The sequence below is a fragment of the Phytoactinopolyspora halotolerans genome (assembly GCF_010550675.1).
In the GTDB taxonomy this organism is placed as follows: domain Bacteria; phylum Actinomycetota; class Actinomycetes; order Jiangellales; family Jiangellaceae; genus Phytoactinopolyspora; species Phytoactinopolyspora halotolerans.
This window is the reverse complement of the sequence record NZ_JAAGOA010000007.1, coordinates 22,223-43,245: the sequence shown is the minus strand read 5'-3', so window position 1 is coordinate 43,245 and position 21,023 is coordinate 22,223. Positions and strand designations below refer to the sequence as shown.

Below are 21,023 nucleotides of genomic sequence, written 5' to 3'. Positions count from 1 at the left end.
GGGGAGGTGGTCCAGATGAACGCGACACACACGAACTCACCGGACACCAGGCTGCTCCTCGGGTTGGGCGCCGACGACGCGTCGACGCGGCTAGCGGTCGCGCTGGCGATCGGAACGCACGTCAGACCTGGCTTCGTCGACGCACTGCTGGCACGGTGCTCCGTCGAGCCGGACTTCTTCGTGCGCGACATGCTTACCTGGGCGTTGACCCGCTACCCGGCGGAGATCACGGTACCGAGACTCCTCGTGGAGCTTCGGTCCCACGTCGCTCAGGCTCGCAGCCAGGCGTTGCATACCTTGTCCAAGATCGGCGACGGACGTGCGTGGCCGGCGATCACGCGATCGTTGCTGCACGACGCCGACCACGAGGTCGCGCGAGCCGCATGGCGCGCGGCCGTCGCTCTGGTTCCCGCGGGGGAGGAGACGGGGCTGGCCGCGGAATTGGCGTCGCAGCTTGGTCGCGGTGACCGGGATGTGCAGTTGAGTCTCACCCGTGCGCTCGTGGCGCTTGGCGAGGTGATCGTGCCGGCCCTGAACACGGCAATGACGAGTGACGACCCGGCGGTGCGCGTACACGCTCGTGCCACAGAGCTGATGCTCCGTGACCCAGACGCCGGATTCGACTCCGCCGTCGACGAAGCGCAACAGCTCGTCACGCCGACCGTGACGAAGCCTGGGAGCCAACGTGCTGATCGGTGAGGTGGCACGCCGCTCGGGAGTAAGCGCCCGGATGCTCCGACACTACGACTCCCTCGGGCTGGTGCGGCCGACCGGCCGCACCAGGGGCGGCTACCGCGAGTACTCCGCCGACGACATACGCCGACTCTTCCACGTCGAAGGTCTACGGTCTCTTGGCTTGTCGTTGCGGGAGATCGGACAAGCACTACAGGAGCCGGACTTCACACCGTCCGCCATGGTCGGTGACCTCATCCAGAGGACCGAGGACCGGCTGCGGCAGGAACAGGAACTGCTGCAGCGACTGCGGATGGTGGATGCTTCGGCCCCTTCCGGCTGGGAAGACGTTCTGCGCATCGTCGAGCTCATCCACGGGCTCGACTCACTCAGCGCCGCGCGGCGACAGCAGGCCGTCCTGGCGCCGGCCGAGGATGTGCCGCTTCCCGCCGAGCTGCTGGCCCGGGCGGTCCTCGCCGAATCCGACCCGAACGTCGCAGGTGCTTTGCGGTGGGCTCTCGCACGGGCAGACGGTGACGGCATGGCGTATTTGGCTTCCGGCGCGCACTCGGCGGACGTGGACGTCCGGCGGCGGGCGGTCCAGGCCATTGCGGAGATACCCGGCGACGACGCGACCACGGTGCTTGCGGAGGTGCTCGACGACCCGGACCTGACGGTGCGCAGGCACGCCGCACTGGCCCTCGGCGCGCGTGGTGAGATCGCGGCCGTGCCGGCGCTCGTCGGCATGGTGGTCGAGGGTAAGAACGACGTCGAAGCGGCCGAGATCCTGGGGCAGCTGGCACACGACCCCGGATGTGCGGACCGGATCATGACCGCGCTGGTCGACGCGCTTTCTGCGGCGGCCGCGGACTCCGCGGTGCGGATCCGTCTCGCCCAGGCGTTCGTGGAGATGCCGGGGACGATGGCGCAGGGCATCCTGCGGAGGCTGGCCGACGACGATGACCGGGCGGTCGCGCAGATAGCCTCGGCCTTCGCGGAGGCACTCGAGGAGTCGTAGCCCTGCGCGTCAGATCAGGACTGTGAATCCGGGGGCCCGGTCAGATCGGTCAGCCGCGGGCCGGCAGTACGCAGAACTCGTTGCCCGAGCCGTCGGCGTACACCCGCCACGGCAGCGTGCCCCACCCGTGGCCGAGTTCGCGTCCGCCGCGCTCGGCGATCCCGCGGGCAACCTGATCGGGGTCCTCGCCGCTCTCGAGCCGGACGTCGAGGTGCAGCCGGTTCTTTCCGGGACCCTTGGGCTCCGGTTCGGGACAGAGCTCAAGCAGCGGCCCACGTCGCGAGGGGTGGCGCAGGCTGACGGGAGCGACCCCTGGTGCGGGCGTCCAGCCGGTAAGCCATTCCCAGAGTTCGCCGTCGCGAGCGGGGTCGCGGGAGTCGAGCGGCAGCGCGGCGATCGGGCCGGTGTCGACGTATACCTCCCGCTCCTCCATCACACAGAAGGGGTTGGTCTCCACGTCGCCGAGCACCACCCACGGGACGTTGCGCTGGCCGATGTCGAGGTGGCGGGCACCGAGGCCGAGCAGCCGGTCGACGGTGTCCTGCTGGTGGTCGCCGCCGCGCACGTCGAGGTGGAGCCGGAGGGGTTCGGACGGCGGCTCGGGCACGCGCTGAAAGCAGAGGTCGAGATCCGGTCCGCCCTGGTGGCGGAGTCGGGTCTCGAAGCCGTCCGGCTCGTCGGTCAGCGTCTCGGCGTCGAGTGCCGCCTCCCAGAACCGGCCGAGTCGGGATGGGTCGAGTGCGTCGAAGACGAGGTTCTCCAGGTACACGCATCCACCCTAAGCACCGCCACAGACAGCACCGTGTAGGCATCCGGATGCGGCGGATCACGCCTGCGACGTCCAGAACACGAGCCTATCCTCAGCTGGCGCGGCCGTTCGTGTGTTCGCACAGGTCGAGCACGGCCTGAGTGACGGCCGCGGGGTCGCGCTTCTCGACTCGTGATCGGTTCGGGTTGACAGAGGCGCTGACGACCACGATGAGAACGGATCGTTCACGGTGGCTCCCGGGCGTGACCGCGAGCGCCTTATGGCCGGCCCAACCCCGGGCGGTCGTCCACGACCGCGGTCGTGGACGACGGCGGCAGCTCAGATCCTGGCGGAGAAGTCCTGGTGGCCCAGGACCGCGAGCAGGCGGATCTTCTCCTCCGCCTCGCTGCCAGGGGCGGGTGTGAGGACCAGGAGGGCTTGTGACTGATCCTCGGTGAACAGCGCCTGGCAGTCCACCTCGATCCGGCCGACCTCGGGGTGCACCAAGGTCTTGTGGTCCTCGAATCGGTGTGCGACCTCGTGGCGATCCCATACCTCGCGGAACTGGCCGGACTCCGCCAGTAACATCCGGACCAGTTCGGCTGCGCGAGAGCGTTCCCCGTACGCGCCGTACGCCGCGCGCAGGGCGGCGACCATGCTGCGGCCCTGCCGGTCGTGGTCTTCAGGCGGATACACCGCTCGGGAGGCGGGATCGGTGAACCAGCGGTAGATGTCGCTGCGCGCCCAGCCGGTCAGCTGCGTCCGATCACCGAAGATCGCGGTCGCCAGCCGGTTCGCGACGAGCACCTCGCTGAGCGGCGACAGGATCAATGCCGGGCTGTCCTCCAGCCGGTCCAGCACGCGCAGCAGCGCGGGCGCCACGTGCGCGTCATCCGCCGTGCGCCGCGGTACGTTGTGCCCCGCGAGCCGGTAAAGGTAGTCGCGCTCATCGGCCGTCAACCGCAGCGTACGGGCGAGCGCGCCGAGCATCTGCTCCGAGGGTTGCGGACCGCGCTGCTGCTCCAGCCGCACGTAGTAATCGACGGACATCCCGGTCAGCCCCGCCACCTCCTCGCGTCGCAGCCCCGGTGTGCGGCGGCGCGGACCGGGCGTCAGGCCGACGTCGGCCGGGCGCAGTCCTTCACGGCGACGACGGAGGAAATCGGCGAGCGCGGCACGGTTCATGTCTCCATACTGCGGTAGGGATTACCGGCCAGCCAGGTACTGCCGATCCCCCGATCGCCAGGTCTCTCCCGCATCCGGTGCGGGCCGCGCAGAGTAGAACCATGAACATCACCGGAAACACCATCTTCATCCCCGGCGCCACATCCGGCATCGGACTGGCCCTCGCTCAGCGCCTGCAGGAGAAAGGCAACACCGTCATCGTCGGTGGGCGACGCACCGAGCTCCTGGAGAAGCTGGCCGCCGAACACGGCTTCGGCACGGTGCACATCGACACCGCCGACGCGGCCTCGATCACCCGGGCCACCACCGACGTGGTCGCGCGGTATCCCGACCTGAACGTACTCGTCGCCATGGCCGGGATCATGCGCGTCGAGGACTGGCGCACGCCCGGCTTCCTGGCCGACGCCGAAGAGATCGTCACCACCAACCTGCTCGGCCCGATCCGCCTGATCGCAGCGCTCACCGAGCACCTGCAGACGCGGCCCGGGGCGGCGATCGTCACGGTATCGTCCGGCTTGGCGCACGCTCCGTTACGCGTCACCCCAACGTACAACGCGACCAAGGCCGCGATCCACATGCTCAGCGAGACGCTGCGCCTGCAGCTCGCGGAGACCGGCGTGCAGGTGGTGGAGCTGGTGCCGCCGGCGGTGCGTACGGCACTTCTGCCCGGCCAGGAGACCTCGGACTTCGCCATGCCGCTTGATGAGTACGCCGACGAGGTCATGGCTCTGCTCGACTCCGACCCCGAGGCCCACGAGGTGCTCGTCGAGCGGGTGAAGTTCCTCCGCCACGGCGAGGCGCGTGGCGACTACGACCAAGTCGTCGCGGTGCTCAACGCCGCCGACCCGCACGGAAGCTGAGTACCTTCGACCGACGACAAGGAAGCATCATGCCGTTCGCCAACCTCAAAGTGCCCGCAGGAACCCTCACCCCGGAGTCGAAGAAGAAGCTCCAGGACGCCGTCACCGATGCATTCGCCGACGTGTACGGAGAGCGTGCGCGGCCGACCACGCTCGTGATCCTGGAGGAGGTCGCCGACGGCGGCTGGAGCCTGGGCGGGACCATCCTCAACGAACAGAACCTCGGTCGCAGCTGACGCCCATCGTCTGTAGAGCCGTTGCTGTTCGATCCGTCGCTAGAGCGGCACACTCAGGGGCCCCATAGGGCCAGTGGGAGCACGGCGACGCCGTCCAGGCGGCGGTAGGCGCGGTCGCCTGTCGTGATGACCATGCGGTCGACTCGTGGCGTCTCCGGAGGACAGAATCAGATCGATTCATGGCTCCGCGAGGCATGCGCAGGTGCGACTCGTCGAGACCGAGCGTGTAGGCGCGTAGGCTTTGCGGCCGAGCGCGGCCAGGGACTCGCGAACAGTGCGCCGAACATCGGGCCGCAGGAACCCTCCCCCCGGAGTCGTTGCCCGGCACTTCTGCCTGATCAGGAGCCGCTCCCGGCTCGTTGCCGGCCGCGGTACAGCTGTCGCACCTTCGCCTCGTGGCTACTGGTGAAGTCAGGGTCCGTGTAGATGTGCACGGCACTGATGAGGTCGCCACGGAAGGTAAAGACGTTGCAGAACCGCCCCGTGGACACCTCGCCGTCAGGCCACGGCCGTCCATCTGCGGTGGTGCCCCATTCGCGCCCTTCCACGACGATCCGGTCACCGGCGACCATGATGTCCAAGCCGTCGATATCGTGCTCCAGACTGCCGAGATCCCGCGTAAGCCGGCGGGCGAACTCGACCATGTCGTCTTTGCCACGTCCGAGACCGAACTTCGGGAAGTACAACTCCACGTCGTCGGTGTACATATCGATCAGGGATGGATCACCTGCATCAACTTTGCGGAAATATTCGCGGACCAACTCCGCACGATCACGCGCATCACTCATGTCCGCGTCAACTCGGCGTTGTGGTGTGCATATTCCGACGTCAGAATCTGCGTGCTACTCCTTCACGGCCCCTGCGGTCAGTCCTTGCACGATCCATCTGCTCGCCATGGCGAACAGCACCATCGTCGGCAGGATCGTGAGCACCGCGGCCGCGGACATCGATCCCCAGTCGATGTTGAACGTCGAGATGAACGCGTTCAGCGCCGCGGGGATGGTGCGGTTCTCCTCCGAGTGCATGAGGACGACCGAGAGGAACAACTCGTTCCACGAGTTGACGAAGTTGAAGATGAACGCCGCGACGATGCCCGGGGCCATCACCGGCGCCAGCACACGGAACAGCGCTCCCAACCGGGAGCAGCCGTCGATCATCGCGGCTTCTTCGAGCGCGTCCGGGACGTTCTCGAAGAAGCCGCGCAGCATGACCGTCGAGAACGGGATGGAGATGGCGATGTAGACGAGGATGAGACCGAACTTGTTGTCGACCATCCCGAGGTCGGACATCATCGTGTACAGCGGTCCTAGCGCGATGAACGCCGGAATCATCTGGGTGAGAAGGAACGCGATCATCACCGCGCCCTTGCTGCGGAACTCGAACCGCGCGAGCACGTAGGCGCTGAACAAGGCGATGAGCGTCGCGGTCGCACCGGCCACGAGCGCGACGAGTGCGGAGTTGCCGAGGAACACCCCGAAGTTGCTGTGCGAGAACAGCCCGCGGTAGTTCTCCAGCGACGGCTCGCCCGGCCAGTACTCGAGCGGGAAGCGGTTGATCGATCCCGGCGCCTTGAACGACGTGACGGCGATCCAATACAGCGGGAAGAGGGTGAACACGAGCCACAGGCCGAGGCCGACCACCCGGGCCACGCCGCCGATCGTGATCCTCCGCGTCGAGGGCCCGCGCTCGGCCGACGCGGCAGTGGTCCCCGCCGGCGGCTTCTCGGAGAGCATCGCGGTCATCGGCTCGACCTCCGCATCGCGACGAGATAGAAGGCGCAGAAGACGAACAGGAATGCGACGACGAACAGGCCGATGGCGCTCGCCAGCCCGTAGTTCCCCTGCTGTGTGTAGTTGATCATCCAGGTCGTGATGATGTGCGTCTGATTGGCCGGCCCGCCGCCGGTCATGGCGTAGATGATGTCCGGGAAGTTGAAGATCCAGATCACCCGCAGCAGCACCGTGAGGTACAGCGTGATGGAGATGTAGGGAATGATGATCGAGAACAGCTGTCTCGCCTTGCCGGCGCCGTCGAGGCTCGCGGCCTCCAGGATCTCGTCCGGGACGGATTGCAGCGCCGCCAGGATCATGATCGCGAAGAAGGTGACGCCGTACCAGATGTTCGCGACGATCACGGAGAGCATCGCCAGGCTCGGGTCGGCCAGCCACGGCACGGGCGCGTCGATGACGCCGACCTTCATGAGCAGGTCGTTGATCACGCCGAACTCGGCGTTGAACATCCAACGGAAGAGCAAACCGATCAGGAAGCCGGACACCGCCCACGGGAAGAAGACAAGCGCCTGGTAGACGCCACGGAAGCGGAACCTCTTGCGCAGCCCGAGGGCGATCGCGAAGCCGATCAAGAACTGCGGCACCAGCGACCCGACCACCCACAGCACGGAGTTGGCGACCACCGTCGGGAAGACGGGATCGTTGATGACCGTCGTGAAGTTACCGAAACCGACGAACGGCGTGCTGGTCAGATCCCAGAGGTTCCAGTCGAGGAACGCCATCCGGGCGCCCTGCAGCATCGGGTAGTAGGTGAACCAGCACACGAACACGATCGCCGGGGCGAGGAACGCCAGGATCGTCAGCGCGTGCCGGCGGCCGAAGGCGCTCTGGCGTCCGCCGGGGAAGGCCCCGCCGGCACGTGCGGCGGGGCGCCTCCGGTCAGCGGTCACAGTGGTCACGTGGCTACCCCTCGGCCGCGTACTTCTCGGTCCAGAACGTGTCCCACGACTCGAGCAACTCGGCCGTGGTCATGTTGCCGAGCAGCACGTTCTGGATCTCCTGATCCGACTTCTGGATCCATTCGGTCCACCAGCTCACGCCGCGCGGCTGGGAGACGTTGACGTACGTGTCGGGGTTCTCCGTCATCGTGACGTAGCTGGTCCACGGCCCCTCGGCATAGAACTCGTCGTCGGCCGCCGACGCGATGATCGGAACCAAGCTGTTGGCCTGCGCGAACTCGGTCGCCGGCCCCTCGGAGGCGAGGAACTCGACGAGCGCGACCGCCTCGGCCTTGTGCTCGCTCGCCTCGGTCACTCCCCACCCGGCCACGGCGAGCGGCTGAGCGGCCTTACCTGTCGGTCCGACCAGCAGAGGCGCGGTATCCCACTGTTCGTCGGTGAGCGTGGTCGACTCTTGCACCGTCGCGATCACCTCCGGGTCTTGCAGCAGGAACGCCGTCGAACCGTTGGTGAACCCCTCGACCATCTCCGGGTATCCCCACGACACCGCCGACGGGGGAGACGCCTGCTCGAACAGCGCGAAGTAGTCGTCGACGGCCTCCTGCGCCTCGTCGGCGGCGAAGATGGTGCTGCCGTCCTCCATCAGGAATGCGTTCTCGGTGTCGAGCTCGTCGATGACGTACGCCTCGATCGCCACGACGACGTTGCTGTTGGCGTTCTGGCCGCCACGGAACGCGTAGCCGTATGTGTTGTTCGCCGGATCTTGGATCGCCGTCGCCTGTTCGAGCAGGTCCTGCCAGCTCTCCGGCGGTCCGTCGAACCCCGCCTGCTCGACCAGGTCGGTGCGGTAGAACAGCGACAGGCCGTAGAAACCGTACGGGAGGAAATAGCTGCCTCCGTCGCCCTCGGCGACGGCGCGCGCATTCTCGGTGAGCGCGTCCAGCCCGTCCCAGTCGGCGAGGTCGTCGCTGAGGTCGTACAACCAGCCGTTGTTCGAGAACGGCCCGACCGTGATGTCGCGCACCTCGAGCACGTCGACCCCGGAGCCGGATTGCAGCATCTGTTGGATGGTCCGGTCAGCCTGCTCGGTGGGCGGTGACACGAGCTCGACCGTGACGCCGGGGTTCTCGGACTCGAAGTCGTCGAGCAGGCGCCGGATGAGCTCGGTGCGCGCGGGGTTGGTGAGGCTCTCGACCATCTGCAAGGTCACATCGCCACCTTCCGCTCCGGTCGAGCTTGATCCGCCCGTGCCGGAGTCGCCGGAGCAGGCGGCCAGCACGAGGAGGGCGGCTGCGCCCGCCCCGGCGGCGATCGTCAGTCTGGTGCTCTTCACAGTGCGCCTCGCTTTCTGGATGGATGTCACTGCTTTCCGGATCGATGTCAGGGTGCGGATGGGGGTGGTCAAGACAGCTCCCGCCGGGCGGCGAGGTCGGCGATGAGCGGGATGCCTCGCTCGACGAAGGCGTCGAAGTCCGACGGCTCGGTGTACAGGTGGACGGAGAGCCGGAGGTACCCGATGCCGTCGAAGCTGGTGAACGCCGTCTCGACGCCGGCACGGTCGAGCATTCGGTTCCGCAGTTCGTCCGCGTCCTCCCGGGTTCGCCCGAGGCTGTCGGGCAGGCGGATCAGGCGCATCGACGGCACCGGCATGGGCAGAACGATGCGCGCGTCCGATGTGACGTGCGGCTGCATGGCCGCGGCGATCAGGTCGGCGCCGTGATCGGCGAGTTCGGCCATCGTCTCGCGAGTGCGGCTCCACCCGTGCTCGCGCTCGATGAACTCGACAGCGCGTGGCGCCGCGATGTAACTCGTCGCGTCGATGGTGCCTTGGACGTCGAATCGAGCGGGGAACGGATCGTCGGCGGCCCACGAGTCGATGAGCGGCCATAGATCCTGCCGGTCGGGGGCGGTCGTGGCGAGGATCGCGGTGCCGCGTGGCGCGCACGCCCACTTGTGCAGGTTCCCGATCCACCAGTCGCCGCCGGCTTCCGTCGCCGGATCCTCGATGAGACCCGGCGCGTGCGCACCGTCGACGAGGACGCGTGCGCCCTTGGCGTGGGCGACCTCGGTGATGCGCCTGGTCGGGAATCTGCGCGCCGTGGGTGAGGTGATCTGGTCGACGACGACGAGCCGGGTGCGCGCCCCGATTGCGTCGCTGACGATCTCGACCGTCTCGTCCTCGTCGGCGAGGAGCGGGATGCTGACCGGGCGCAGCCGAGCACCGAACCGGCGTGTGAGTCGTCGCGCACCCATGGTGACCGCGCCGTATCCGTGATCGGTCACCAGGACCTCGTCGTCGGGCGCGAGACGGAGGCTGTTGTAGACGACGGTGGCCGCCGCCGACGCATTGGGGACGAAGGCGAGATCCTCGGCCGCTGCGCCGATGAACGGAGCGATCTCTTCGCGGGCCCGCGCGACGTGCTCGCCGATGCGGGGAAACCACCCGATCGGGCTCCTGTCGGCCTGCCGGCGCAACCGCTGTTGGTAGTCCACGATCTCGGTGGGCACCGCGCCGAAGGACCCGTGGTTCAGGTGGACGATATCGGGATCGAGCGGCCATGCCTCACGGGCACGCCCCCACGTGGCCAGCCGTACGGCCGACGGGGCGGTGCCGAGGTGTTCCATTGCTCTCCTTGTGGACCGGACGCGGAGCGTCGCCGCGTAGTTGTCGGACAACCATGCCATAATGATCGGGACAAGCGCCTCTCTCGTGCGGTGATTCGGAGAGGTTGTCCAACAACTTTAATGACAGCGAAACATATCACGCGCCGCGGCGCTGGACTACCCGGCCACGAGGAGGGGTGCACATGAGCGCGGTCGAGACGGCTCTGCACGGCCTGCGATCGATCATCGCCGACGGAACGCTGGGCCCGGGGGACAAGCTGCCGAGCGAAGGCGAGTTGTGCGAGCAGCTGGGCGTGTCCCGGGGGTCGCTCCGAGAGGCCATCCGGATGCTCGCGGCGCTCGGGGTCCTCGATACGCGGCATGGCTCGGGTAGCTACGTCGGCGAGCTCAGGGCCGCCGACGTGATCGAGAGCCTGTCGCTGACGGTGGGGCTGCTGCCGCTCGAGGCCATCCTGGAGCTCTACGAGCTGCGTCGCGCCCTCGAGGCGCACACCGCGTCGCTCGCCGCCGCGCGCGCCGATGACGAGACCATCGTGGAGCTGGCGGCTGTGCTCGACGAGCTCGAAGACACGACCGACGGCGACGAACAATCCCGCCTCGACCACGCGTTCCACATGCGCATCGTCGAGCTAGGCGGAAACGATGCGTTCGTGGCCATGCTCTCGGTGCTCCGTTCGCGCTCGCGCGCCTACCGGATCTTCAGCACCGCGGATGCCGACGAGATCAAGAAGCTCTCCGACGCCGGGCACCGCGCCATCCTACGCGCGCTGGAGAGCCGAGATCCGGTCGCCGCCGCTGCCGCGGCCGCGGCACACGTCGCGCAGACCGAGGTGTGGTTACGCAAGCATCGGCCGCCGGCGGCGGGATGATCGCGACCCGCGGTCAGGAGGCCGGCCGGCTAGTGCCGGCGCCGTAGCGCAACCCGTCGATGAGCAGCGCGACCATGCGCTCGTTGTACGTGACTCCCTCGTCAGACACGGGCTGGCAGAGCAGCGCGACGGCGTACAGGAGGTCCTTGGCGCTGATGTCGGCCCGGATCTCGGCGCTCGCTGTCGCGGCGTCGAGCAGCGACCCGAGCGCGGGTCCGAGGCGTTGCATGAAATAGCCGGGCAAGGCGTCGAACGCCGGATCGCCCGAGTGCAGGGCGGTAGCGAGCCCACGTTTGGTCGCGAGGAATTCGGTGTACCGGCGCAGCCACTGCTCGACCGCCACACCGGGCGGGTGCGCGGCGGCGAGCGTCGGAGCCGCGTCGGCGCAGGCATCCACCTCGCGCTGAAAGACGGCCTTGATCAAATCCGAGCGTTGCGGGAAGTGCCGGTACAGCGTGCCGACGCCCACCCCGGCCAGGTCCGCTATCTCCTTGGCGGGTGCGTCCACGCCTGACGTGGCGAAGGCGGTCTTCGCCGCCTGAAGCAAGGAATCGACGTTGCGTTGCGCGTCCGCGCGCAGCCGGCGCGGCGCGCGTTGCCGTTCACCCGGACCACCCGCACGATCCGGACCACCCGCACGATCCGGACCATCCGGACGATCCGCACTGCTCGGACCGGCCGGTTCGGTCGAGCCGGTTTCGGTCGGCGCCGTGTTCTCGTGCTCGGTCACGTCTCTCCTTCACTTGCATAACCGGAACGCTATTCCGTATAGTACTGGAAGGGCGTTCCGCTTTCAGCCTCGAGGATACGGCAATGAATGCCGCCCCACCACGCCCGCACCACAGACTCCAGGAGAGAAGCATGCAGTACCGCGCCCTCGGCAGAACCGGCATCAAGGTCAGCCCCTATGCGCTCGGCGCCATGATGTTCGGCGCGGCCATCGGCAATTCCGACCATGACGACTCGATCAAGATCATTCACAAGGCCCTCGACGCGGGAATCAACCTCGTCGACACCGCCGACGCCTACTCCCGTGGGGAGTCCGAGGAGGTGGTGGGCAAAGCCCTCAAGGGTCGCCGCGACCACGTCGTGCTCGCCACCAAGGCGCGGCTTCCGATGGGCGATGACGCGAACCAGCAGGGAGCGTCCAGGCGCTGGCTGGTCCGAGCCGTCGAAGACTCGCTGCGTCGCCTGCAGACCGACCACATCGACCTTTACCAGATCCATCGGCCGGACCCCGAGACCGACGTCGAGGAGACCCTCTCGGCGCTGTCGGACCTGGTGCGCAGCGGCAAGGTCCGCGCCATCGGTTCGTCCGCGATGCCTGCCTCCGAGATCGTCGAGGCCCAGTGGGTGGCCGAGCGGCGCGGCTTGGAACGCTTCCGCACCGAGCAGCCGAGCTACTCGATCCTCAACCGCGGCATCGAGAGCGAGGTGCTGCCGGTCGCGCAGCGCTATGGGATGGGCACCATGGTGTGGAGCCCGCTTGCCAAGGGGATGCTCACCGGACGAGTCCGCAAGGGGCAGCAGACCGACCTCCGCCGCACCGCGCTACCCGTGCTGGCCGGTCAGTTCAGCGATGAGTACCGGCTCGACGTCGTCGAACAGCTCATTCCCGTCGCCGAGGCCGCCGGGCTGAAGCTGACCCACATGGCGATGGCGTTCGCCATCGCCCACCCCGGTGTCACCTCCGCGATCATCGGGCCACGCACGATGGAGCACCTCGACGACCTGCTCGCCGGCATCGACGTCGCACTCAGCGACGACATTCTCGACCGGATCGACGAGATCGTTCCGCCCGGCACCGATGTCGGCGCGCGTGACGGGGCTGCCTACCTCCCTCCGGCCATCGAGCGCCCCGGCCTCCGCCGCCGACCCGTCGGCGAGCGCTCTGCCGCATGACACACCGACAGCACCCCATCGGAACCGGATTCACCGCCGCGTCGACGGTCGACGACGTTCTCGCAGGAATCGACCTGACCGGCAAGAACGTCGTCGTCACCGGCGGGCACTCCGGGCTCGGTCTGGTGGCCACCCGGGCGCTGGCCACGGCCGGCGCCTCGGTCACCGTCGGTTCCCGAGACCCCGATCGCGCCGCCGCCGCGGTGGCCGGGATCGAGCACGTCGATGTCAGCCAACTCGACCTGATCGACCCGACCTCGATTGACGCCTTCGTCGCGCGCTATGTCGACTCCGGCCGACCGCTCCACATCCTGATCAACAACGCCGCCCTCCCTGCTCCCGCCCAGATCGTGCGGGACGCGCGCGGCTACGAAGCGCAGTTCGCGACCAACCATCTCGGTCACTTCCAGCTGACCCTGGGCCTGTACCCGGCGCTGCGCGCCGCCCGTGGCGCCCGGGTGGTCAATACGACGTCCGGCGCCCAGCGGATGTCCGACATCCTGTGGGACGACCCACACTTCGATTCCGGCGGCTACGAGCCGGTCCTCGCCTATGCCCAGTCCAAGACCGCCAACGTGCTGTTCACCGTCGAGCTGGACCGGCGGTGGACAGCGGACGGTATCCGTGCCTACGCCGCGCACCCCGGCGTGATCGCCAGCACGTCCTTCAACAGTTCGGTCGGCGCGGACGCGCAGCGCGCCATGGGGCTGATCGACGAGGCCGGTCGGCCGATCATCGACCCCGAGCGCGGGAAGAAGACCCAGGAGCAGGGGGCCGCCACGATCGTGTTCGGGGCGACCAGCCCTCTGCTCGCCGAGATCGGCGGTGTCTACCTGAACAACAGCGACGTTTCGCAGCTGAACGACGACCAACCGCCCGTGACCGCGGAGGAGGTCTCGGGCGACGTCGTGTCGCACTCGATCGATCCGCAGTCCGCTCGCCGGCTGTGGGACCTGAGCGAGCAGCTGCTCAAGCATGACGCCTATGGATCATTCAAGGAGTACGCATGAACACCCCCACCGAACGGCTTGCCGCCGAGGGTGTGAGCGTCTGGCTCGACCACGTGTCGCGTCCGGACATCCTCTCCGGCAAGCTCGCCCGACTGATCGCCACCCGTCACGTCACAGGCGCCACGACCGACCCCACGACCTTCGCGAACGCGCTGTCGACGGGCCAGGAGTACGAGGCCCAGGTCGACCGGCTCGCGAGGCGGCGGGTGCCGATCGACGAGGCGATCTTCTCGATCGCGACGGTCGATGTGCGAAGCGCCTGCGACCTGTTCCTTCCCATCTATGACGCGACGGCGGGTGTCGACGGCCGCGTGTCGATCGACGTCTCGCCCGAGCTCGCGCATGACACCGAGGGCATCGTCGCCCAGGCCAAGGAACTGTGGTCGCGTGTGGACAGCCCGAACGTGCTCATCAAGATCCCGGCGACGACGGCGGGCTTGCCCGCCATCACCGAGGTGATCGGGGCCGGCATCAGCGTCGACGTCACGCTGATCTTCGGCCGCGAACGTTACGGCGAGGTGATCGATGCGTACCTCGCTGGGTTGGAGAAGGCCGGCGAGGCGGGTATCGACCTCTCCGGCATTCACTCGGTCGCGTCGTTCTTCGTCTCGGATGTCGACTCCGAGGTGGACAGGCGCCTCGCCGCCATCGGCACCGATGAGGCCGACGCCCTGGCCTCGCGCGCCGGGCTGGCGAACGCGCGGCTCGCCTACGAGTTGTACAAGCAGCGCTTCGCCGAGGAGCGAGCCGCCGCGCTGCTCGCGGCCGGCGCCAACGTGCAACGTCTGCTGTGGGCGTCCACCAGCGTCGGAGATGCCGCCTGGCCCGACACGACGTACATCGCGGGCCTCGTCGCGCCGGACACGGTCTGCACGCTGCCGGAGAAGACACTCGGGGCCACGCTCGACCGTGCTGAGATCACCGGTGACGTCGTCACAGGCGGGTATGCGGAGGCGCGAGCCGTGTTCGAGCGACTCGCGGCGATCGGCGTCGACGTCGACGACGTGGCGCGGGTACTCGAACGCAAGTGCGTGCAGCGGTCCATCGCCTCCTGGTACGAGCTGCAACAGACGGTGTACGGCGTGCTCGCGCCCCTGAAAGCCGCCTAGCGATCTCAGCTGTCGGCGGTTGCTCGCGTCCCGGTCGCGCGGGACTTGAGCAGGTCCAGGACGTCGGCGAGCGCCATCTCGATGCGGCCGTGGACGCGGGGGTTCAGCAGTGTGACGCCGTCGAAGTCCCCGGAGGACGCGAAGATCGCGACGGGCACCGTCAACGCCTGGAAGAAGGCGAAGAGTGGTCGCATCGCGTGTTCGAGGACGAGCGCATGGTGTTCGCCGCCGCCGGTGGCCGCCAGCAGGACGAGCGTGTTGGCGAGCGCGTATTGGTCGACCAGATCGAAGAAGTGCTTGAACATCCCGGGGTAGGAGCCTCGATACACCGGTGCCGCCGCGATCAGGAGGTCGGCGTCCTCGGCCAGCCGGAGCATGGCCTCGACGTCGGGCGTGACATCGTCGCGCTCGGTGGCCGCGGTGAACCCCGGACCCAAGCGGTACACGTCGACCCGGGACACGTCGATGGGAAGCATCTTTCCCAGCGTGTCGAGGACGGCGTCGGCGAGTCCCAGGGTCTTGGACCGCCGGCTCGGGCTGCCGTTGACGACGACCACTCGCAGAACCGCGCCGGCCGTGGGGATGCCCGGGCCTGCATCGACGACGGGCGGGTTGGTGACGGTCATGCTGCGACCTCCTGCCGTGCGGTGATCTCCTGGCGCACGACGGGCGCCACCTCGGTTCCGAGCCGCTCGATCGCTTCCAGGTGTTCCTTCTGCGGCATCCCGCCGAAGCCCATCTGGATGATCGCACGGTTGATGCCGTACAACTCGTGGTAGGCGAGCAGCTTGTCGATGATCTCCTGCGGGCTGCCCACCAGGAGTCCGGCTCCAGGTGACGCCTGTGCGTCGAAGACCGCCCTCGGAAGCTCGATCCCCCGGCCCCGCTGGTGGTTGTTCTCCGCCATACCCTTCGCGAAGTACGGATACATCGCGTCCCGCGCCTGCCGGCTGGTGCGGCCGACGTATCCGTGCGTGTTGATGCTGACCGGCAGCGCACGCGCGTCGTGCCCTGCCTGCTCGGCGGATGCGCGATAGAGCTCGATGGTCTGCTCGTGGAAGGTCAACGGCCCGAGCAGGAGGGCCATCGCCATCGGCAGGCCGAGCCGCCCGGTGCTGATCGCGGACGCCGTGGAACCGCCGACTCCCACCCAGATGGGAATCGTCTCGCCGTCGGCGCGCGGCGCGATGTCGGCGTCGACCAGCGGGGCGCGGAAGCGCCCGGACCAGGTGAGCGGGTTGCGTTCGCGGATCTTCAGCAGTAGGTCGAGCTTCTCGCGGAACAGGTCGGAGTAGTCCCGCAGGTCGTACCCGAACAATGGGAAGGACTCGGTGTAGGAGCCCCGGCCCGCGATGATCTCGGCCCGGCCGTGTGAGAGCAGATCGATCGTCGCGAACTGCTCCCACACGCGCACGGGATCCTCCGAGCTGAGCACGGTGACCGAGCTCGTCAGCCGGATATGTTCGGTCGCCTCGGCAGCTGCCGCCAGCAGGATCGTCGGTGCGGATCCGATGAAATCCGTGCGGTGGTGCTCGCCGACGCCGAACACATCGAGGCCGGCCTCGTCGGCGACCTTGGCCTGCTCGATCGTCTCCCGCACACGTTGCCGCGGTGATGGCAGTCTCCCGGTGACGGGGTCCTGGGTCACTTCTCCGAAGGTCATGATTCCGATCTCGAACGCCATTGTGGTTCCCTTTCGGTCGTCGGCGCCGATGAAAGCGCCTGTCCTACTTGACTAACTTGTCTGCGCAGGCAGTTATTTCCGGATATTCCGGCGCTCGGATCATGTCCCGGTCGGCGGGGCGCGGGCGTGCGGGGGACTTGAGGTTATGCGGTTGGCAGCACGCGCGGCCAGAGGTCATCGATGGCCTTCTCGGCCTGTCGACGGCGCTCTTCGGCGAGTGGTACGAGGCCCGACATCTGCGGGACCACTGGTGCGAGCGTGAGGTCGACGCCGATGAACCGCGGTTCCAGGCCGGTCATGGCGAGCCCATGCGGAAGCCACGCGGTGGCGTGGTCCCAGCCCGCCTTCGGGGCGTCCTCGCTGTAGCCGCCGCCGCGGGAGACAACGACGATGAACTCGCGACCGCCCAGCAGGCCCTGTCCGCTTTCGGGGTCGTGGGACAGGCCGGGCGCGATGAGGTGATCGACCCAAGCCTTCACGGAGCTCGGCGGGCCGTAGTTGTACAGCGGGAGGCCGAGCACGATCGTGTCGGCGGCGGCGACCTCGCCGACCAACTCCTCGGTCAGGGTCCAGGACTCTGCCTGGGCGTGCGTGTGCTGGTCTTGCGGCAGGAGGCGAGCGAGGCCGCCGATGCTGTCGAGGTGGGGGACCGGCTCGGCCCCGAGGTCACGGTAGACGACGGCGCCGTCGGGATGAGCGGCGCGCCAGGTGCCGGCGGCGCGGGCGGTGAGCTGCCGGCTGACCGAGTTGTCGCCCTGGATGCTCGCGTCGATGTGCAATAGCTGTGGCATGGTTCAACTCTCCTTATAGTTGCCTGCGCAGGCAGCTATAACCAGTCTCGGGCGGCACCTATTCCCCCGGGATACAGTGCTGCCATGGCGACCGAACGACTGCGACCCCTCGAAGATGCGGCGTGGCGGGGATTCCTGCTCACTCACGACCGGATCTGGCGTTCCCTGGAGGAGGGGATCGCTCCGCTGAATGTCAGCATGGCCGAGTACGGCGTGCTGGCTCTTCTCGGTGAGGCCGGGCCGAAAGGTATGCGGATGTCGGAACTCGCCGAGCGGCGGCTGATGTCCACCGGCGGATTCACGCGTCTCGCCGACCGCCTGGAACGCCGCGGACTCATCGAGCGGCGCCCGTCGACCGTCGACGGCCGCAGTCTTGATGCGGTCTTGACGAAGGAAGGGCGGGCACTGCTGCGTCGGGCGTGGCGGCGGCACTATCGAGACCTCCGCGAACTGTTCTTCGACCGGCTTGACGACGACGATCTCCGCCGGCTCGCCGACATCTGGGATCGTCTCGACCCCACCCAGCCCCATGATCATGAACAGTAGCCGTTCACATAGCACGGCTACTGTTCATGATCATCGGGGGTGGGTGGGTCTGGGCGTCCTAGGCGGGCGTATCCCAGGTCGGACAGGGCCGTTGATGAGCTCCTAGAAGGCCGTTCCGGCGCCAAGACTGGACACGTACCGTCACCGATCGGTGGCGCGGGAGAACCTCACGAAGGAGTACCGATGTCCAGTGTCCGTTTCGCTCAGGTGGGCGAGACCGGTGGTCCGTTCCGCATCGTCACCGGCGAGATCGACAAGCCTGGCCACGGCCATGTCCGCCTCACCGTGGAAGCGGTCGGGGTCTGCCACACCGACTACTACTTCATCAACGGGGGCTTCCCCGTCGAGTGGCCGGCGGTGTTCGGCCACGAGATCGCCGGGCGTATCGACGCTCTCGGGGAAGGTGTCGAGGGCTGGAACATCGGCGACCGGGTCGCGGTCGGCTGGTTCGGCGGCAACTGCGGCGGGTGCGATGCCTGTCGCGAGGGCGACTTCATCCACTGCGCCCAGGTCAAGACCCCTGGATGGCAGTACGCCGGCGGCTATGCGGATGTGACGATCGTGCCGACCAATGCGCTGGCCCGCATCCCGGAGAGCTTGACCTCGGTGGAGGCCGCCCCGATGGGGTGTGCGGGTGTGGCCACGTTCAACTCGTTGCGCCGTAGCGGTGCTCGTCCCGGCGACCTGGTCGCCGTGCTCGGTATCGGCGGACTGGGGCACCTGGGCGTGCAGTTCGCCAACAAGATGGGATTCGAGACCGTCGCCATCGCCCGCGGCGAAGAGAAGGCGGAGCTGGCCACCGGGTTGGGTGCACACCACTACATCAACTCCAACGGCGGGGACGTGGCCGCCAGGTTGCAGGCCCTCGGCGGCGCCCAGGTCGTGCTTGCCACGGCGATGAGTTCCGCCGCCATGACGGCTGCCATCGACGGGCTGCGCCATAACGGCGAGCTGCTCGTCGTCGGCGCCACACCGGAGCCGATCGAGGTCAGCCCGTTCCAGATCCTCTCGACATCCAAGGGCCTGCATGGCCACCCGTCCGGCACTGCCAAGGACGTCGAGGACACTCTGCGGTTCGCCACTCTGGCCGGTGTCCGTCCGATGACCGAGACCTACTCGCTCGACCAGATCAGTGCCGGCTACGAGCGGATGCTGTCGGGCGACGCCCGCTTCCGTGTCGTGCTGACCACCGGCAACTGAGACGTACGTACCGCTAAGCCGCGGCGAGACGGCGGGCGGCGGTCACGACCGCCGCCCGCCGCGTGCCGGTGTCGTCAGCGCCGACCCCGGTCATCATGCGCGCGATGTGCGGGGAGGCATGCCACCAGGCGGCGATGGCGATGATCGAGAACAGGAGAGTCCCGGGGCCGAGATCATCGCGTAGGACCCCGTCGCGTTGCGCCTTGGCGAACGAGTCGACCTTGGCGCCGTAGTACGCCGCGCGGTTCGCCTCGTCAGGAACCTCGCCCGGAACGGTCAGACCCTCCCACAGGATGAGGCGGATCAGCTCAGGGTGTGCAGCGTGATAGTCGAAGATCCGTCCGGCGTAGTCGCCGACGGGGTCGTCGTGCGTGGGATCGAACACCACCGAACCGGCGATGCGCTCGCTTTCGACCGCGAGCACCTGCCTGAACAGGACGCGCTTGTTGCCGAAGTAGTTGTAGATCCGCTCCTTGTTGACGCCCGCTGCGGCGGCGATCCGGTCGATCGTCGTGCCGGTGGGGCCGTGCTCGGCGAACTCGGCGAGTGCGGCGTCGAGGATCTTCTGCTTCGTCGCTGCGGTGTTCCAGGCCATGGCTCCATCGTAATTCCAACTTGCACGTTGGAATTGGATCTGTCACACTTCCAACGGAAACGTTGGAGTTGGGTTTAGGAGAAATCGTGACCGCTCTCGTCCACAACGAGGCGTTGCCTCGCGCACGCGTCGAGCGGCCCGTCGCAGTCACGGCGGTCCTCATCGCGGCGGTACTTCTTGTCGTCTCGCACATCTACGTGACCATTCCGCTGGTGCCGCACGTCGCCGACGAGTACGGCACGACGCTGACCGCCGCCGCGTGGATCGGCAGTGGGTTCGGTTTCACGTTCGCGGTGGGAAATCTGGTGTTCCCGACGCTGTCCGACCATGTCGATCCGCGTGCTGTCATGGCGTTCGGGCTGGTGGCGCTCGCCGTCACCGGTGTACTGGCGGGGTTGGCGCCGAACCTGCCGGCGCTGATCGCCGCCCGTGCGGTCCAGGGATTCGTGGCCCCCGCCCTGCCGCCCGTCGCGCTGGCCTACCTGCCGCGTGTGGTGCCGGACCGGATCCGGCCGACGGCGATCGCCGTCCTGTCCAGTTGCTTTCTGCTGGCGGGGATCGTCGGTCAGGCGTGGGCGCTGTCGGTGCAGCCGGTCCTGGGCTGGCGCTGGGTGCTCTGGGGAATGGTGCCATTACTGACCGTTGTGGCTCTTCTGGTCGTCCGGCTCCCGGCAACGGCTCGTCCCGACGTTCCCGGGTCCTTCGCCGGGGTCTTGGGCACACTCGCCGGCATGGTACGGCGCCCGCAGATCCTCATCGCCTACACCGCGGCGTTGACGATTCTGCTGACATTCGTCGGTATGTATGTCGCGTTGCAGGACGCCAGTGCCGAGCTGGGCGCGTCCGGCGCCGTGACCAGCCTGCTTCTCCGCCTGCCGGGGCTCCCGGGCATCGTCGTGGGCTGGTTCGCCGGCACGTTCATCGGACGGTTCGGCCCGCACCGGACCGGAGCCGCGGCGTTCCTGCTGGCAGCGGCCGGCCTCGGTGTCGAGGCTCTCGGCGGGCCGTTGTGGCTCACGCTCGCCGGTAGCGCCGTGTTCGTCGCCGGTCTGGCCGTCGCTGTGCCCGCGGCCGTCACCGTCGTCGCCATGGCCGCCGGACCCGCGCGCGGGGCGGGCATGGCGGGCTACGCCTTTCTGATCGGTGCCGGCGCGAGCGTCGGCCCGCTCCTGGCCGGCGCCCTCTCTGGGGCAGGGTTCGCCGTGACGTGCGGCGTTCTCGCAGCCATCCTTCTGATCCCCGCCATCGCGTTCGCGGCAGGCTCCCGCATGAACACCTAGCGGG

At 68.0% G+C, this 21,023-nt stretch carries 23 protein-coding genes; 11 read left to right on the top strand and 12 right to left on the bottom strand.

Annotation, left to right across the window (positions count from 1 at the left end):
- Positions 1–15: 15 nt before the first annotated feature.
- The gene (locus G1H10_RS11670) at positions 16–699 is read left to right on the top strand and encodes a HEAT repeat domain-containing protein (protein ID WP_174264280.1); all 684 of its coding nucleotides are present in this window, start codon (positions 16–18) and stop codon (positions 697–699) included.
- The gene (locus G1H10_RS11665) at positions 686–1,690 is read left to right on the top strand and encodes a MerR family transcriptional regulator (RefSeq protein ID WP_163737318.1); all 1,005 of its coding nucleotides are present in this window, start codon (positions 686–688) and stop codon (positions 1,688–1,690) included. Before G1H10_RS11670 ends, G1H10_RS11665 begins: the two co-directional genes overlap by 14 nt.
- A gap of 49 nt (positions 1,691–1,739) precedes the next feature.
- Here the strand turns inward: G1H10_RS11665 and G1H10_RS11660 are convergent, their stop codons facing one another.
- Together G1H10_RS11660 and G1H10_RS11655 are read right to left on the bottom strand one after the other, a co-directional pair.
- A complete protein-coding gene (locus G1H10_RS11660) occupies positions 1,740–2,459 on the bottom strand; it encodes a VOC family protein (RefSeq protein ID WP_163737315.1) in 720 nt (239 codons plus the stop codon).
- 318 nt (positions 2,460–2,777) lie between these two features.
- Positions 2,778–3,623, bottom strand: coding sequence for a helix-turn-helix transcriptional regulator (locus G1H10_RS11655; protein ID WP_163737312.1), 846 nt, complete (start codon positions 3,621–3,623; stop codon positions 2,778–2,780).
- Positions 3,624–3,724: 101 nt separating this feature from the next.
- On the opposite strand from G1H10_RS11655, the gene G1H10_RS11650 reads away from it, so the two are divergent.
- Positions 3,725–4,483 carry an SDR family oxidoreductase gene (locus tag G1H10_RS11650; RefSeq protein WP_163737309.1) on the top strand — a complete coding sequence of 253 codons (759 nt, stop codon included), beginning with the start codon at positions 3,725–3,727 and terminating at the stop codon, positions 4,481–4,483.
- A 29-nt stretch (positions 4,484–4,512) separates the two neighbouring features.
- Positions 4,513–4,719 (top strand): tautomerase family protein, encoded by a 207-nt coding sequence (locus G1H10_RS11645; protein ID WP_163737306.1) that lies wholly within the window; start codon positions 4,513–4,515, stop codon positions 4,717–4,719.
- A 338-nt stretch (positions 4,720–5,057) separates the two neighbouring features.
- Here G1H10_RS11645 and G1H10_RS11635 read toward each other — a convergent pair whose 3' ends face one another.
- From G1H10_RS11635 to G1H10_RS11615, 5 genes are all read right to left on the bottom strand, one after another.
- Positions 5,058–5,507 (bottom strand): nuclear transport factor 2 family protein, encoded by a 450-nt coding sequence (locus G1H10_RS11635; protein WP_163737303.1) that lies wholly within the window; start codon positions 5,505–5,507, stop codon positions 5,058–5,060.
- A 54-nt stretch (positions 5,508–5,561) separates the two neighbouring features.
- Complete coding sequence (locus G1H10_RS11630; RefSeq protein WP_216853170.1) at positions 5,562–6,461, bottom strand: carbohydrate ABC transporter permease; 900 nt, start codon at positions 6,459–6,461, stop codon at positions 5,562–5,564.
- A complete protein-coding gene (locus G1H10_RS11625; protein ID WP_376778603.1) occupies positions 6,458–7,399 on the bottom strand; it encodes a carbohydrate ABC transporter permease in 942 nt (313 codons plus the stop codon). Before G1H10_RS11625 ends, G1H10_RS11630 begins: the two co-directional genes overlap by 4 nt.
- Before the next feature lie 13 nt (positions 7,400–7,412).
- Complete coding sequence (locus G1H10_RS11620) at positions 7,413–8,741, bottom strand: ABC transporter substrate-binding protein (protein WP_163737301.1); 1,329 nt, start codon at positions 8,739–8,741, stop codon at positions 7,413–7,415.
- A 68-nt stretch (positions 8,742–8,809) separates the two neighbouring features.
- Positions 8,810–10,033, bottom strand: coding sequence for an aminotransferase class V-fold PLP-dependent enzyme (locus G1H10_RS11615; protein ID WP_163737298.1), 1,224 nt, complete (start codon positions 10,031–10,033; stop codon positions 8,810–8,812).
- 182 nt (positions 10,034–10,215) lie between these two features.
- Between G1H10_RS11615 and G1H10_RS11610 the strand changes: the two genes are divergently transcribed.
- Entirely contained in the window at positions 10,216–10,902 is a 687-nt protein-coding gene (locus G1H10_RS11610) for a FadR/GntR family transcriptional regulator (RefSeq protein WP_163737295.1), read from the top strand.
- Between the two features lie 13 nt (positions 10,903–10,915).
- Here G1H10_RS11610 and G1H10_RS11605 read toward each other — a convergent pair whose 3' ends face one another.
- Complete coding sequence (locus G1H10_RS11605) at positions 10,916–11,482, bottom strand: TetR/AcrR family transcriptional regulator (RefSeq protein ID WP_163737877.1); 567 nt, start codon at positions 11,480–11,482, stop codon at positions 10,916–10,918.
- Between the two features lie 281 nt (positions 11,483–11,763).
- On the opposite strand from G1H10_RS11605, the gene G1H10_RS11600 reads away from it, so the two are divergent.
- From G1H10_RS11600 to tal, 3 genes are read left to right on the top strand one after another with little or no spacing between them, the layout of a single operon-like run.
- Positions 11,764–12,804, top strand: a complete 1,041-nt coding sequence (locus G1H10_RS11600; protein WP_163737292.1) for an aldo/keto reductase — start codon at positions 11,764–11,766, stop codon at positions 12,802–12,804.
- A complete protein-coding gene (locus G1H10_RS11595; RefSeq protein WP_163737289.1) occupies positions 12,801–13,814 on the top strand; it encodes an SDR family NAD(P)-dependent oxidoreductase in 1,014 nt (337 codons plus the stop codon). The genes G1H10_RS11600 and G1H10_RS11595 overlap by 4 nt, the downstream gene beginning before the upstream one ends.
- Positions 13,811–14,923, top strand: coding sequence for a transaldolase (gene tal, locus G1H10_RS11590; RefSeq protein WP_163737286.1), 1,113 nt, complete (start codon positions 13,811–13,813; stop codon positions 14,921–14,923). Before G1H10_RS11595 ends, tal begins: the two co-directional genes overlap by 4 nt.
- Positions 14,924–14,928: 5 nt before the next feature.
- Here tal and G1H10_RS11585 read toward each other — a convergent pair whose 3' ends face one another.
- The 3 genes from G1H10_RS11585 to G1H10_RS11575 all read right to left on the bottom strand — a co-directional run bounded on the left by G1H10_RS11585 (position 14,929) and on the right by G1H10_RS11575 (position 17,398).
- Positions 14,929–15,549, bottom strand: coding sequence for an NAD(P)H-dependent oxidoreductase (locus tag G1H10_RS11585; protein ID WP_163737284.1), 621 nt, complete (start codon positions 15,547–15,549; stop codon positions 14,929–14,931).
- Positions 15,546–16,607 (bottom strand): LLM class flavin-dependent oxidoreductase, encoded by a 1,062-nt coding sequence (locus tag G1H10_RS11580; RefSeq protein ID WP_163737281.1) that lies wholly within the window; start codon positions 16,605–16,607, stop codon positions 15,546–15,548. Before G1H10_RS11580 ends, G1H10_RS11585 begins: the two co-directional genes overlap by 4 nt.
- 143 nt (positions 16,608–16,750) lie before the next feature.
- A complete protein-coding gene (locus tag G1H10_RS11575; protein ID WP_163737278.1) occupies positions 16,751–17,398 on the bottom strand; it encodes an FMN-dependent NADH-azoreductase in 648 nt (215 codons plus the stop codon).
- Positions 17,399–17,482: 84 nt separating this feature from the next.
- Between G1H10_RS11575 and G1H10_RS11570 the strand changes: the two genes are divergently transcribed.
- Positions 17,483–17,944: a MarR family winged helix-turn-helix transcriptional regulator gene (locus G1H10_RS11570; RefSeq protein ID WP_216853167.1), complete on the top strand. Its 462-nt coding sequence runs from the start codon at positions 17,483–17,485 to the stop codon at positions 17,942–17,944.
- 183 nt (positions 17,945–18,127) lie between these two features.
- Complete coding sequence (locus G1H10_RS11565) at positions 18,128–19,144, top strand: alcohol dehydrogenase catalytic domain-containing protein (protein WP_163737275.1); 1,017 nt, start codon at positions 18,128–18,130, stop codon at positions 19,142–19,144.
- Positions 19,145–19,157: 13 nt separating this feature from the next.
- On the opposite strand, the gene G1H10_RS11560 is transcribed toward G1H10_RS11565, so the two are convergent.
- Positions 19,158–19,739 (bottom strand): TetR family transcriptional regulator, encoded by a 582-nt coding sequence (locus G1H10_RS11560; protein WP_163737272.1) that lies wholly within the window; start codon positions 19,737–19,739, stop codon positions 19,158–19,160.
- A gap of 86 nt (positions 19,740–19,825) precedes the next feature.
- Between G1H10_RS11560 and G1H10_RS11555 the strand changes: the two genes are divergently transcribed.
- Positions 19,826–21,019 carry an MFS transporter gene (locus G1H10_RS11555; RefSeq protein ID WP_163737269.1) on the top strand — a complete coding sequence of 398 codons (1,194 nt, stop codon included), beginning with the start codon at positions 19,826–19,828 and terminating at the stop codon, positions 21,017–21,019.
- The last annotated feature ends 4 nt before the right edge of the window (positions 21,020–21,023 follow it).